The 13,406-nt window shown below is 62.0% G+C and carries 14 protein-coding genes; 6 read left to right on the top strand and 8 right to left on the bottom strand.

Annotated features, from left to right (window positions below):
- Nucleotides 1–5 precede the first annotated feature (5 nt).
- A complete protein-coding gene (locus tag SZ63_RS06175) occupies nt 6–1,271 on the bottom strand; it encodes a DUF1015 domain-containing protein (RefSeq protein ID WP_048182712.1) in 1,266 nt (421 codons plus the stop codon).
- A gap of 82 nt (nt 1,272–1,353) precedes the next feature.
- On the opposite strand from SZ63_RS06175, the gene rimI reads away from it, so the two are divergent.
- Nucleotides 1,354–1,818: a ribosomal protein S18-alanine N-acetyltransferase gene (rimI, locus tag SZ63_RS06170; protein WP_048182709.1), complete on the top strand. Its 465-nt coding sequence runs from the start codon at nt 1,354–1,356 to the stop codon at nt 1,816–1,818.
- Between the two features lie 148 nt (nt 1,819–1,966).
- Here rimI and SZ63_RS06165 read toward each other — a convergent pair whose 3' ends face one another.
- The 3 genes from SZ63_RS06165 to hmgA form a co-directional block, all read right to left on the bottom strand.
- Nucleotides 1,967–2,296: a HepT-like ribonuclease domain-containing protein gene (locus SZ63_RS06165; RefSeq protein WP_048182706.1), complete on the bottom strand. Its 330-nt coding sequence runs from the start codon at nt 2,294–2,296 to the stop codon at nt 1,967–1,969.
- Entirely contained in the window at nt 2,293–2,595 is a 303-nt protein-coding gene (locus SZ63_RS06160; protein ID WP_048183738.1) for a nucleotidyltransferase family protein, read from the bottom strand. Before SZ63_RS06160 ends, SZ63_RS06165 begins: the two co-directional genes overlap by 4 nt.
- 93 nt (nt 2,596–2,688) lie before the next feature.
- Nucleotides 2,689–3,897 carry a hydroxymethylglutaryl-CoA reductase (NADPH) gene (gene hmgA / locus SZ63_RS06155; protein WP_048182703.1) on the bottom strand — a complete coding sequence of 403 codons (1,209 nt, stop codon included), beginning with the start codon at nt 3,895–3,897 and terminating at the stop codon, nt 2,689–2,691.
- A gap of 42 nt (nt 3,898–3,939) precedes the next feature.
- Here hmgA and SZ63_RS06150 point away from each other — a divergent pair, with 42 nt between their 5' ends.
- A complete protein-coding gene (locus SZ63_RS06150; RefSeq protein WP_048183735.1) occupies nt 3,940–4,854 on the top strand; it encodes a class I SAM-dependent methyltransferase in 915 nt (304 codons plus the stop codon).
- Nucleotides 4,855–5,401: 547 nt separating this feature from the next.
- Here SZ63_RS06150 and SZ63_RS06145 read toward each other — a convergent pair.
- The 4 genes from SZ63_RS06145 to SZ63_RS06130 are packed head-to-tail and all read right to left on the bottom strand — an operon-like array spanning nt 5,402 to nt 8,710.
- Nucleotides 5,402–5,794, bottom strand: a complete 393-nt coding sequence (locus tag SZ63_RS06145; protein ID WP_048182700.1) for a Zn-ribbon domain-containing OB-fold protein — start codon at nt 5,792–5,794, stop codon at nt 5,402–5,404.
- 2 nt (nt 5,795–5,796) lie between these two features.
- Nucleotides 5,797–6,957, bottom strand: coding sequence for a thiolase domain-containing protein (locus tag SZ63_RS06140; protein WP_048182698.1), 1,161 nt, complete (start codon nt 6,955–6,957; stop codon nt 5,797–5,799).
- Nucleotides 6,954–8,006, bottom strand: coding sequence for a hydroxymethylglutaryl-CoA synthase (locus SZ63_RS06135; protein ID WP_048182695.1), 1,053 nt, complete (start codon nt 8,004–8,006; stop codon nt 6,954–6,956). The genes SZ63_RS06140 and SZ63_RS06135 overlap by 4 nt, the downstream gene beginning before the upstream one ends.
- Nucleotides 8,000–8,710, bottom strand: a complete 711-nt coding sequence (locus SZ63_RS06130; RefSeq protein WP_048182692.1) for a helix-turn-helix domain-containing protein — start codon at nt 8,708–8,710, stop codon at nt 8,000–8,002. The genes SZ63_RS06135 and SZ63_RS06130 overlap by 7 nt, the downstream gene beginning before the upstream one ends.
- A 122-nt stretch (nt 8,711–8,832) precedes the next feature.
- Between SZ63_RS06130 and SZ63_RS06125 the strand changes: the two genes are divergently transcribed.
- From SZ63_RS06125 to SZ63_RS06110, 4 genes are all read left to right on the top strand, one after another.
- On the top strand, nt 8,833–9,501 hold the full coding sequence (locus tag SZ63_RS06125; RefSeq protein ID WP_048182689.1) for a DUF120 domain-containing protein: 669 nt from the start codon (nt 8,833–8,835) through the stop codon (nt 9,499–9,501).
- Nucleotides 9,494–10,168: a 3,4-dihydroxy-2-butanone-4-phosphate synthase gene (gene ribB / locus SZ63_RS06120; RefSeq protein WP_048182687.1), complete on the top strand. Its 675-nt coding sequence runs from the start codon at nt 9,494–9,496 to the stop codon at nt 10,166–10,168. The genes SZ63_RS06125 and ribB overlap by 8 nt, the downstream gene beginning before the upstream one ends.
- A 57-nt stretch (nt 10,169–10,225) precedes the next feature.
- On the top strand, nt 10,226–10,978 hold the full coding sequence (locus SZ63_RS06115; RefSeq protein ID WP_338151815.1) for a recombinase family protein: 753 nt from the start codon (nt 10,226–10,228) through the stop codon (nt 10,976–10,978).
- 450 nt (nt 10,979–11,428) lie between these two features.
- Complete coding sequence (locus SZ63_RS06110) at nt 11,429–13,336, top strand: serine hydrolase domain-containing protein (protein ID WP_052959073.1); 1,908 nt, start codon at nt 11,429–11,431, stop codon at nt 13,334–13,336.
- The last annotated feature ends 70 nt before the right edge of the window (nt 13,337–13,406 follow it).

Below are 13,406 nucleotides of genomic sequence, written 5' to 3'. Positions count from 1 at the left end.
GATTTTCAGTCGATGGTGTGGACGACAAGCCCCGAGAGGAGTTTCGGCTCGAACCAGGTGGATTTCGGGGGCATGACACCGTCCGCATCGGCGATCGCGAGCACCGTCTCGACCGGCACCGGCTGCATCGCTACCGCAAAGGCGTATTTGCCGGTATCCACGAGTCGTTCGAGTTCACGGAGGGGTTTTGCCCCGCCCATGTAGTGGAGCCGGGGATCGCCCCGGGGATCGGAGATGCCGAGCATCCCTTCAAGGACGTCTTTCTGGAGGACCGAGACGTCGAGCGATCCGATAAGGTCGCCGGGGCCCGCGACCGGCCGGGAGACCTCGTACCAGGTTCCCTCGAGGTAGAAGTGCATGACGTGCACCGGCGCATCCCGTGCAGCGAGCGGCTGGATCTGGTAGCCCGCTGCGTCGACCTTCCCGTAGGGGCGGACGGTCCAGCCCGCTTTCGGAAGGGCCTCGATGAACTCGCGGGGGGTGCTGTAGTTGCCGAGGTCGGTGACGAGCCTGCTGTAGCCGTGGATGCGGACGCGGTCGTGGGCGAAGAGGACCACCATGAACTTCCCGGTCTCTTCGGTGAACCGTCCAACGCTACGCCGCCGCTCCGCCACGTTCACCGCCGATTTGGCGCGGTGGTGCCCGTCCGCGATGTAAGTCTCCGGAACGCCCGCAAAGAGGTTCTCGAGGCGGGCGAGAGCGGTTTCATCGGCGATCCGGTAGACCTCGTGGAGCACGCCCGATGCGGTCGTGGTGCTCCCGTCGGGCTGCACGCCGTCGATGAGGGAGCGGACGTGAGAGAAGATCTCCCCCGGGTCGCGATAGAGCAGGAAGACGAGGCCGGTGTTCGCGCCGACGACGTCGATGTGCCGTGTCCGGTCTTCCTCCTTGTCGTACCGGGTGAGTTCGTGCCGCCGGATCGTCCGGTTCTCGTAGTCCTCCGTCCCCACGCAGCAGACCAGGCCGACGAACTCCTCGCCGTCCTGGACCGCCCGGTAGACGTACATCCCGTCCTCCTGGTCACGCTGCATCAGGCCGTCCGCGAGCATCCCATCAAAGACCTCCCGCGACCGCCGGTAGACCCGGTCGTCGTTCGGGGGTATGTCGGGGAGCTCGGCGTCCGGCCGGCTGACCCGCAGGAAGCTTAAGGGATTCCTCTCGATGCATTCCCGGGCCTCTTCTGCCGTCACCACATCGTAGGGCACGGAAGGGATCTTTTCGGAGTACCGCCGCCCCGGACGGACCGCCGCGAAACGATAGATCTGAACCATAAATACCGCCACTCGTATGTGCCTACTATTTTGTTCCCTGACACTATATTAGGTAAGGCATTCCAAGAGGGAGAGGCCGACTATGATGCCGCTTCAACTCACCATTCACCGGGCACAGCCCGCAGACATTCCGCAGATAGTCGCCGTCGAGAGGGTGGCCTTCGCCGACCCCTGGGACGAGAAGACGCTCCAGGAATCCCTCGCCTACTATCCGGAGACGTTCTTTGTCGCCAGGAACAACGGTGACGTGGCCGGTTTCGTCGCCGGGGGCATCGAAGATACCGGGGAAGAGGTGTACGGGCATATCATGAACCTCGCCGTCGCCCCCGGATGCCGGCGCCGGGGAATCGGGCGCCACCTCATCCGCCGCCTGGAGCAGGAGTATACCGTTCTCGGCGCAAGCGCCGTCCAGCTCGAAGTCAGGGTCAGCAACACCGGGGCGCAGGAGTTCTACCGCCGTCTCGGCTACCGGGAGGTCTTCCAGGTCGCTGCATATTATGCGAACGAGGAGGATGCCCTGGTCATGATGAAGTGGTTCAGGTTCTAGACGCGACGCTCCGCAAGGAGCGGAGCGGGAGAAAACGCGAAGCGTTTTCGACTTGTGACGGTTCGTAGAACCGGAGCGGGAGCACCGAAGGTGCGACTCGCGACGGGCCGAAGGGTCTGGAGCCGCTCACCATCGCTCCTGGTGGCCCCTACTCCCTGACCCTGGACTGGATCTGGCTTTTCAGTTCCAGCAGATCGTGTTCGACCACGTTCCAGACTGCATCGCGGTCGATCCCAAAATAGTGGTGAATAAGGACGTTCCTCATGCCGATGATCTCCGTCCAGGGGATTCCCGGGTTTTCGGCCCTGAATTCTGATGAAATCCCCCTTACGGCTTCCCCGATGATCTGAAGGTGGTGGATCACCCAAACCTGTGCCATCTCATCATTGTAGAAGTACTCGCGCCCTCGGGCCGATACTCTTTCAATCCGTTCGATGGCTTCGATAACATCCAGCAGGCGTTCACGATCATCTCTCATAACAGCCGCGCTTCCCGTAAGACCCTCGATCGGATACGCTCCCGAAGCCCCGCTTCGGTCACAACATCGACCGAACGACCGAGCAGGAGCGAGAGATCCATCGCAAGACCGCCCACGTCAAGGAGACTCCGGTCAGGATCGAGATCGATCAGGAGATCGATATCACTGTCTTCCCGGGCTTCGTTTCGTGCCACGGATCCGAATACCCGCACGTTTCTGGCTCCCCTCCGGTGCGCAAGAGATAAGATCTCATCCCGCTTCTGGATGAGAAGGGTATAGATATCGGCTCCCGGATGCATGCCCAAGAAGTACTTACGACGATCGCGCCTCTTAAATCTTCTCATGCACCCTTACTCCCCGGCACCACAGCAGCGCCGGGGAGCACCAGACCGTTATCCCCGCCCGTGCTCCTGGTGTGCCCGGGCAAGGTGCTGGGCCGCGAGGGCGCCGAGGAGGGAGAGTTCGCCGGCGAGCACCCCGGCGGCGACGATCTCCCCGAGCGCCTTTGCGTGGGCTCCCGGCGGGTCGCCGCCCCCGGCGACGCCGAGCATCGCGAGGCACTCGTGCTGGGTATCGACCCCCGTGCCGCCGCCGACCGTCCCCACCGGGAGCGAGGGGAGGGTGACCGAGACGTAGACGCCGCCGTCCACCCGGTCGACGGTGGTGATCGCGGTGCTCCCTTCCACGACGTGGGCGGGGTCCTGCCCGCAGGCGATGAACATGGCGGCGACGACGTTTGCCGCGTGGGCGTTGAACCCGAACGAGGCCGCCCGCGCCGAGCCCACCAGGTTTTTGCGGTAGTTGACCTCGGCGAGGGTCTCCGCGTCGGTCTTCAGGAGGTCGGCGACCATCTCATCGGTGAGCCGCACCCCCGCGACCACGGTCTTCCCCCGGCCACGGACCAGATTGATCGCCGCGGGTTTCTTGTCGGTGCACATGTTCCCGGAGTTGGCGATGAGGCGGGCCCCGGTCTCCCGCTCGATGAACTCCCCAACCTTCTGGCCTGCGATCGTCACCATGTTCATGCCCATGGCGTCCTTGGTGTCGAACTCAAGCCGGACGAAGACGTTCGTCCCCGCCACGTAGGAGACGGCTTCGAGGAACTCCCCGTGCTTCGTGGTGCTCTGTGCGACCTCACGTATCTCGGCGCCGTGCCCCTCGACCCACTCGACCACTTCGCGGGCGTGAACGACGTCGCGGGCGGCAAAGACCGGTGCCCGGGTCATCCCGTCCCGCATGATCCGCACGTCCGCACCCCCCGCCCTGGTGATCAGCGAGCAGCCGCGGTTCACCGAGGCGACGAGCGCCCCTTCGGTCGTCGCGAGGGGGAGGTAGTATGACCCGTCGGCGTACTCGCCCTTCACCCGGAGCGGCCCCGCGACACCGAGCGGCACCTGGACAGTGCCGATCATGTTCTCGATGTTGCGCTTCACGACCCGGTCGAGCCCGATGGAAAACGACCCGACCTTCGGGAGGGCGGTGCCGGTCTCTCTCTCGACGAACGCCCGGCGCACCCGGACGGCCTCCTCGGGGGGGAGAACCTTCTCGAGGGCATAGAGTTTGAGAGACCCGTCTTTCAGCCTCCCGATATACTCATCCATGAATAAGTATGAGAACTCATACCTAAATGGCTGGTGGTCGATCTGGGAGAAGAACAGTGGTGCCTTGCGGTGCCGAGACGAGAGGCTGAAGAGACGCGGCGCCGGCTGCTTGAGGAGGGGCTCCTCGACCGTCGGTTCCGCCCGCGGCCGGAGGGCGACGCGGTCCTCTTCCCGGTGACGGAGGAGGTTTTGGGCGCCGTCCGGTGCGAGTTCGAGGCGGTGCCGGAACGCCTCGTTCTCCCCCGCCACGAGCTCGTCGGCGGGATTGCCATCATGCAGGAGAACGATCCCGAAGGCGCGGAGCGGCTGCTCGCCTCCCGGCCGTCACTCGATACGGTGTTGTTCCCGGAGACCGCCGTCGAGGGGGAGTACCGCACCCGCCGGTTTGCGGTTCTTGCCGGAGTTCCCTCCACCCGCACCCGGGTGACGGAGTACGGCCACTCCTTCGATGTCGATCTCTCCCTTGCCTACTTCTCCGCCCGGCTCTCGACCGAGCGGCAGCGGGTTCTCGGGGCGATGGAGGAAGGAGAACGGGTGCTCGATATGTTCGCCGGCGTCGGGCCGTTCGCGATCACCCTCGCCGGGAAGGCAGGGTTCGTCGTCGCCGCGGACCTCAACCCCGCCGCGGTCCACCTCCTGATCGAGAACATCGCGCTCAACCGCGCCGGAAACGTCATCCCGATGCTCGCCGACGCCGCGCACCTCCCCCGGCTCGGTTTTGCTCCCTTCGATCGGGTCGTCATGAACCTCCCCCTCGCCGCGCCGGAGTTCCTCCCGGCGGCAGCCGCCCTCTGCCGGGACGGCGGCACGATCCACCTCTACGCCCTCGAGGAGCAGGAGGGCGAATACCTCCCCCTGATCCGCGAGGTCACCCGTGGGGAGGTCGTCGAGCGGCAGGTCAGGACCTACTCGCCGGGGAAGTGGCACGCGGTGTATGATATTGTGATGGAGAAGTAAGGGGATCTGGAGATTGCGGTTCTTGCATCCTGCAGGCAGTCGTTCCTGGCGGAACATCGAACCTCGCACCCGGGGCACCCGGGTTCTATCCTTCGAACTTCCTATGGCTATATCTGGCACGGATTCCGTGGGAGTATCGCCATTGGGGGTGGGGCTGACGGGGAGTGCGATGGGCGGAACGCCCGGAGCTCGACCACCGTCAGGTGGGAAGGGGGGAGCATCCCCCCTCGAAACTCTTCGAGTTTCTCATTCTCGCTGCGCTCGCACTCCCCTGTCCCCTCCCCCCCTCTCCTGGCGATATCCACTGGAAAGCCGTGGATGGAGCTTGTGATTGAAGTTATTCCGATATCCTCTGACGGAGGGAAACCCGTTGCACCCCTCGGCGCCCATGCATCCGCCGCACCGCTGGACACACCGCCTGCATCTTCAAAGCCTGATGACGTCTCAATCTCGCTACGCTCTCGTGCGAACCAAAAAAGAAGTATAGAGCGTGATTCAATCCCGCACTCTGCGCGGGAAACCCCTGCCAACCCGAAAAGGGTTAGATTTATTCCACCGGGACGAACTTCGTGCCGTAGTGGATGGTGCCGCTCTCGCCGTCCGCCGCTATCCGGCGGAAGACGCTTTTGACCCGCATCCCGATCTTAATATCCTCGATGGGACATGCGATCTGGGTGGTGAGCCTCGGGCCCTCGTCGAGTTCCACGACCGCGAGGACGTAGGGCGTGGTGTTCTCGAACTGGTCGCTTGCCGACCGGATCACCGTGTAGGTGACGACCGCTCCTTCGCCGGTGAACTTGTGGTCGACGATGTTGCCGCTCCGCCGGCAGTCGGGGCAGAGCGACCGGGGCGGGAAGAAGTGCCGCCCGCAGGTTGTGCACTTCGTCCCGACGAGGTTGTAACGCTGCGGAATCTTTCTCCAGAACCGTGAGACCGACATGGTTAGGCCCCCAGGATGTGCACGACGACCGTCGCGCCGGTGCCGCCGACGTTATGCGCCATACCGATCTCCGCGTCCACCTGCCGACCTGCGGCCTCGCCGCGGAGCTGGCCGACGATCTCGCAGATCTGCTTGATCCCGGTCGCACCGACCGGATGGCCGCAGGCCTTCAGGCCGCCGCTCGTGTTCACCGGGATCTCCCCGCCGAGAGCAGTCGCCCCGTCCGCGGTGAGTCTCCCCGCTTCGCCCTTCTTGCAGAACCCGAGGTCCTCGATTGCGCAGATCTCCGCGATCGTGAAGCAGTCGTGGACCTCCACCATGTCAATGTCCTTGTGGGTGAGGCCCGCCTGGGCGAACGCCCGCTTGCCTGCGGCGACCGAGGCGTCCAGGGTCGAGATGTCCCGCCGGTCGTGGAGCGATATCGTGTCGCTCGCCTGGGCGCTTGCAAGCACCCTGACCGGCGAGTCGGTGAACTCGCGGGCACGCTCGAGCGGAACCACCACGACCGCCGCCGCACCGTCGGTGATCGGCGAGCAGTCGAAGAGCCGCAGGGGGTCGGCCACGAGCGACGAATTTAAGACCGTATCGACCGTGATTCGGTTTCGGAATTGTGCGATCGGGTTCTTCGCGCCGTTCTCGTGGTTCTTCACCGCGACCTGTGCAAGCTGCTCCCGGGTAAGGGGGTAGCGGTGCATGTAGTCTTTTGCGATCATCGCATACAGCCCGGGGAAGGTCGCTCCGGCGAACCCTTCCCACTCGCGGTCTGCGGCGCTCGCGAGCATGTCCACGCTCGCTCCGGTCCCGACGTCGGTCATCTTCTCGACGCCGGCCGCGACGACGACATCCTCCATGCCGCTCGCGACCGCGATGACCGCCTGCCGGAAGGCAAGCCCGCCGGAGGCGCAGGCCGCCTCCACCCTCGTCGAGGGAATGTTGTTGCTCGCGAGGCCTGCGTAATCCGCGATCAGGGCACCGATGTGCTCCTGCTCGACGAACCGTCCGGCACTCATGTTCCCGACGTAGAGAGCGTCGATCCTCTCGCCGGTGACACCGGCATCCTCGAGCGCCAGCGCCCCGGCCTTGACGAAGAGGTCGCGGAACGAGGTTCCCCAGTGCTCCCCGAACTCCGTGCACCCGACTCCGATTACTGCTACGTCTCTCATTTCTGCATCACGATCTTTCCCTTGTGTTTGGCATACAGTGCATAGTCGAGGTAGGTCGGATTTGCGAGGAGGTTCTCCACGCTCGGCGCCGCCGTCCGGTCGAACTCTGCGGACTCGATGGCGTCGGTCACCGTGATGTCGAAGGCATCGCTCCCGGCCCCGGACCCGAACGAGGTGACGAAGATCCGGTCGCCCGGTTTCGCCACATCGAGCGTGGCCGCCAGCCCGATCATCGACGCCCCCGAGTAGGTATTGCCGAGCCTCGGGACGACGAGGCCGGGGCGGATCTGCTCGTCCGTGAACCCGAGCATCTTCGCCACCCGCTGCGGGAACTTCGCGTTTGGCTGGTGGAAGACGGCGTAATCGTAGTCCTTCGGGTTCGTTCCCCTCGCATCGAGCATCAGCCGCGCCGCACCCTGAACGTGCTTGAAGTAGCCGGGATCGCCGGTGAACCGCCCGCCATGGCGGGGGTAGTTCTGCCCTTCGCGCCGCCAGAAGTCGGGCGTGTCGGTGGTGAACGAACAGGTGTGGTTGATCTCGGCGATGACGTCCTCGTTACCGATGACGAACGCTGCTCCGCCGGCGGCGGCCGTGTACTCGAGCGCGTCGCCGGGAGCGCCCTGCGCCACGTCCGCACCGATGGCGACCCCGAACGGGATCATCCCGCTCTTGACCATGCCCATGCAGGTCTGGATGCCTGCCGTCCCCGCCTTGCACGCGAACTCGTAGTCGGCGGCGGTCATGTTCGGGGTCGCCCCGATCGCCTCGCCGACCGTGCAGGCCGTGGGCTTGACCGCGTAGGGGTGGGATTCGCTGCCCACGTAGATGGCGCCGATCGCGTCGGTGTCGACGGTTCTCCGCCGGAGGGCGGCGCGTGCCGCCTCGACGGCGATCGTTGCGGTATCTTCATCGAGATCGGGGACGGACTTTTCAAAGACCCCGAGACCTCTCATGATGTCGTCTGCATTGGCGCCCCAGACCCGCGCGATCTCCGGGACTTTTATCCGGTATCGCGGGATGTAGACGCCGTATGAGTAGATGCCTACCATAGTTTTCCTCGTAGTGAACTGATGATCGTCTCGACATCCATCTCCGTGCAGAGCACGCTGATCCGGTCGCGTTCCGCGAGGCCCGGGATCAACGGATGCACCTCGTCCGGGCCGAGTCCCTGCAGCACCACGCAACGCGGTTTGAACGGCGTGACCCGGATCGCCACCATGGGAGATTTTCCGGTCGAGACCTCGGTGAAGATGAGGGCACGTTCCGTGCTCCAGCCATAGATGCGGTTGAACTCGCTCGAAGAGAGCTGGAGGATCGCATTGAGGCTGTTGATCACCGTGTACCCGTAGATGGTCTGATCCGTCGGGCCGCAGAGCATGACGGCGCCGATGGCCTCCGCAAAGTCGGAGAGGGCCACAGGGGACGCGTACTCGTGGATGTCGTAGATGACGTCTTCGTCGAATTCGCTGTACAGGATTTTCGCAAATTTGTTGATGAACCGGCCTCCGTTGTCCTCGTCGATCGAGAGGATCGTATCGACGATCTTTCCAACGATGGCAGTTCCCGGACTCTTTCGCCGTCCGCTTTCGTAGTCGCTGATAACTGAGGGAGAGACCTCCAGTCGCTCGGCAAGCAATCCCTGCGGGATGTTGAAGCTCTGCCGCCACTTCTTGAGGGCCTGACCCGGTGAGTCCGAGAGTGTGATTTCTCCTGCCATTTTCTCGGCAAGCTGATGCCGCACTCCGGATTTCATGCAGGTACTGTCAGCACCCCCGACTTAAATAATTAGCGTATCCCACATCGACATTTCACGAAGATCAACGAAGCGGGATCGTTGCGCAACCCGTATATAGTATGCATCTCAATTCTGATACAATGGTTGAAGCGGAAGACCTGCAGTCCTTGAAGACGATTGCCCTGCTCGGCGGGTGCCGCGGGCCGATCTGGCTCTCGTCGCAGTCGCTCGGCAACGTTCTGGATATCAGCCCCCAGACCGCTTCGCGGCGGCTGATCGCGCTTGAGCGGCAGCAGTTCGTCGTCCGAACGATGAAGCCCGACGGCCAGTATGTCGCCGTCACCCGCGAGGGCGAGCAGGCGCTGAAGCGGGAGTACACGGATTACGTCCGGATATTCAACCCGGATCAGAGGGGGTACACCCTGACAGGAACCGTGATCAGCGGGCTCGGGGAAGGCCGCTACTACATGAGCATCCCTCATTACAAGGAGCAGTTCGGTGAGTGTCTCGGGTTCGAACCCTTCCCCGGAACCCTGAACATCAGGCTCGATGCAGCGAGTATCGAGGTCCGCAAACTGCTCGATCACGCCGGCTGGATCGACATTCCCGGATTTACCGCCGACGATCGGACGTTCGGCGGCGCACGGGTGCTCCCCTGCCGGATCAGGGGGCAGAAGTGCGCGATCGTCGTGCCCTCCCGCACCCATTACCCGGAAGATATCATCGAGGTCATCGCCGGGTGCGAACTTCGCAAAGCCCTGAACCTGAACGATAACGATACGATTGAGGTGGAGATTACCCATGATTGATGCAGCCATAAAGGCCCTTGCCAGGGGCGAATTCGTCCTGCTATACGACTTTGACAACCGCGAGCGCGAGACGGATTTCGCGATCCGCTCGGACGCCGTCACGCCCGCCCACATCCGGCAGATGCGTAAAGACGGCGGCGGGCTGATCTGCACGGCGGTCCATCCCGAGGCTGCAAAGAGGCTCGGCCTGCCGTTTGCGCACGAGGTCCTGCGGGCCTGCAGCCTCGTTGAGAGGGACGGTGAGGTCCCGTACGACCCGAAGAACCACTCCTCGTTCTCCCTCTGGGTGAATCACCGCGAGACCTATACCGGGGTCACCGACCGTGACCGGGCCCTGACGGTCACCGCCATCGCGGACGAGGTGAGAAAGTCGCTCAACGGCGGCGGCCATGCCTTTGCGGCGCATTTCCGGACGCCGGGCCATATGGCGCTCCTCAGGGCCGCCGACCGGCTGCTTGACGAGCGGCGGGGGCAGACCGAGCTCTCGATCGCGCTCGCGACCATGGCTAACATCACCCCGGCGGTCACGATCTGCGAGATGCTGGACGACGAGACGGGGTTTGCCCTCTCGAAGGAGGGTGCGATGGAGTATGCGAGAAAGCACGGGCTTGTCTTCATCGAGGGGAAGGACGTCCTGGAGCGGTGGGAGTCGGAGAAATCGCAATAACACCCGCTTCTTTTCGTTCCTCCCCCGCAAAACCCGCCTCCCGAAAAGTATTCCCGGATGCCTTTTTGCACATCCCCCGTAACGTGCTCGGGCTCTCCAGTTGCGCCGCAAAACGGCACGGCGCGGGTGTTTTCAAAAACAATATATACGATTGTACGGCACCATAATCGGATGAAAAGAGATGCTGTGGCATACTTGAATACGAGAAAGAAGGGGGATTTCGCAGCACAAAAGAGGGATGTCGAGGATTTTTGCAAATACCGGTTTCAGGTTGTTGAAATCTTCCACGATCACCGGGCAACTGCAACGCCCCCGGAGAAGCGGAAGGGTTTTTCAGAGATGCTGGAGTATTGCGCCGCCAACAACTGTTCCGATATCATTATCCCCGACCTTGCAGGCCTCGCGAGGGACCCGGACGCCGGGCTTGCCGCACTCAAAACCTTGAACGAGCACTACACCGTCTACTGCGTGAATAACGATTTCTTCGGGTTCCGGGACGACCCGAAGGAGAGGGGAGCGGCGATCGGAAACTTCATCGAGTATATGGAGCAGTACCGCGAGAGCGGCCGGAAAGCCGCCCCGGCCGTCGCGAAGAAGACGAAGAAAGATAACGGGCGCCCCATCGGACGGCCGAAGGCGCTCAACGAGGGGCAGGTCGAGGCTCTCCTCACGGTACGGCAGGCCGGCACGAGCATCAGCCAGATCTGCAGGATGTTCGACGTGAGCAGGAGCACGGTCAGCAAGATCCTCGCGGACTACCCGGAACTGAAGGGGGAGTGGAAGGGCGTCCGGCAGGAGCCGGAGGAGTGACGTAGTCAAAGGGCACCTGGTCGGCAAAGAGGATGCTGACCCCTCTTTTCGGCCGGAGACGGTTGATGACTGCCACGAACCCCCACGTCTTCAGGGGTATCGTTGAACTCGCCGTCCAGAACTGCGATGATGTGATCGAGCTGGAGGTTCTCACCGGGATCAGGGAATCCTGAATCCTATCCCACAGGCGCGGGTAGTTGACACCCGGAAAGCCGTTCCGGAACCGATACCGGGTTGGGAGATCCGTTTACGGACGGAACACTTTTTTCCACGATTGGCATTTTTAGACCCCGAAAGGCAAGAAATGCGATTTTTCCTATTTGGATCATTTCAGCAAGTCTAAATTGTGCAAAAAGGATATAACTGAATGATATGCCTTCTGAGGGCCGAAACGTTCACCGTTCCGGGAAACTTCGAGGTTTCCGCAGGTATACGATCCTGGTTCTTGCATTGATCCTGATCACATGGTCACCGGTGCTTGCCGGCGATGCCGGACCTTCCTTCGAGAGCGGAACCGTAGATCGTGCGGAAGTGGAAGCATTTTTTGATGAGGCCGTACCGGCAGGACTGGCGAAGTACAACATTCCAGGTGCCACGGTTTCTTTCGTACAGGATGGGGAACTGATCTTTTCCAGAGGATACGGGTACTCCGATATTGAAAACAGAACACCCGTCGATCCCGAAACGACGCTCTTTCACATCGGGTCGATCACCAAGCTCTTCACCTGGACATGTGTCATGCAGCTGGTGGAAGAAGGGAAGATCGACCTGGATGCGGATATCAATACGTATTTGAAAGATTTCTCAATCCCGGAGACATATCCTGGAAACCCGGTGACGATGCGGCACCTGATGACGCATTCGGCGGGTTTTGAAGAGCAGGGGATCCATGGGGCCGTTTTAGACGTAGAGGATCTCTATCCGTTCAGGATATACTGCAAGGAGAACGTTCCCGCCAGGGTGTATCCCCCCGGGACGGTCACCTCGTATTCGAATTACGGTACAACACTCGCTGCGGTCATCGTCGAAGACGTTACCGGTGTGCCTTATGAGCAGTACCTCAACGAGCATATCCTCTCCCCGCTCTCCATGACGAGAACAAGCATCTCGTACACGCTTCCCCCGGAGATGGCCCGGAACCTCTCCTCCGGCTACCATTATACGGGAATGGCGAACGAGGCCGTTGTGGATATGATCTATGTCATCGGTCCTGCCGGAGCCATCAGTTCCACCGCAAACGACATGGCGGCATTCCTTGCCGCCCATATGAAGAACGGTTCCTGGCACGGTGTGGAGATCCTCTCGGAAGAGACTGCCGCCCTCATGCACGCGCCGGCGTTCTCCAACGATCCGCGTGTAAGCGGCATGTGCCTCGGGTTTTACGAGACACGCCTGAACGACGAGAGAATAATCGGGCATGGCGGCGACACGGATACGTTCCATTCCCTCCTTGCAATCATCCCGGAGAGGGGGACAGGATTTTTTGTCTCCTACAACAGTCTCGGAGGGGGTCAAGCGAGAGACGATCTCCTGATGGAGTTTGTCGATCGGTTCTATCCCGCCTCCGCCTCCATCGCGCCCGCAAAAGATTCAGGAACGCCCGCCGGAAAATACACCGGGACCTATCAGTCGACGCGTCAAAACTACAGAACGTTCGAGTTCTATCTCTCGCGGCCCGGGCAGATACGTATCGAACAGGGAGAGAAGACGCTGTTGTTTACATCGAGCGGAAGCCCTCCTTCCGAATATGGCGAGGTCACTCCCGGTGTCTTTGCGCAATCGAGCGGTCAGCGGACATCTTACGGGAACCTGGTCTTTCACGAGGATGAACAGGGCACTGTAGACTTCTTCTGTTACGGAAACCTGCCTTTCTTCGCGTTCGAGCGGGTGCCATGGTATGCAACCGATCCGTTCACCGACGGCGTGAAGAATGCCGGCCTCGCGATTCTCCTGACGGTTCTCGTATGGCCGATCATGGCCGTATTCCGGCGGGTTTACGGTGTTACCGGGGACGAACGCGATACGGCCCTCTCCGCGTATGTCCGCCTGGTGGCCGGAGCGGCCTCCCTGCTCTTCGTCGTCTTCGTGCTCGCTCTCCTCCCGGCGGTGATGGGCGATATGGCACTCATCGAGTCGTACATGTTCGGCCAGACGATCCCCCTTGTCCTGAGCGCAGTCATGACCGTCCCGGTCATTGCCGTGCTCTTATCGGCTGTGGCCGCCGCCTTTGCCATCCTGGTCTGGAGACGGCGTTACTGGTCTGTATGGCACCGGGTGCACTACAGCATCGTCGTTATCGGACTTTTCATGCTGTCGTGGTGGGTCAACTTCTGGAACCTCTTCGTCTTCAGGCTGTAAGAGGCCGATACCCACTATTTTTGTGCGTCGGGGCTCTCCTCCCTATCCCCGTCAGGCATTATCCTTAAGT

It is taken from the genome of Methanoculleus sediminis (assembly GCF_001017125.1).
Lineage (GTDB): Archaea > Halobacteriota > Methanomicrobia > Methanomicrobiales > Methanoculleaceae > Methanoculleus > Methanoculleus sediminis.
The sequence above is the reverse complement of the archived record's forward strand: the minus strand, read 5'-3'. Positions and strand labels throughout refer to the sequence as shown.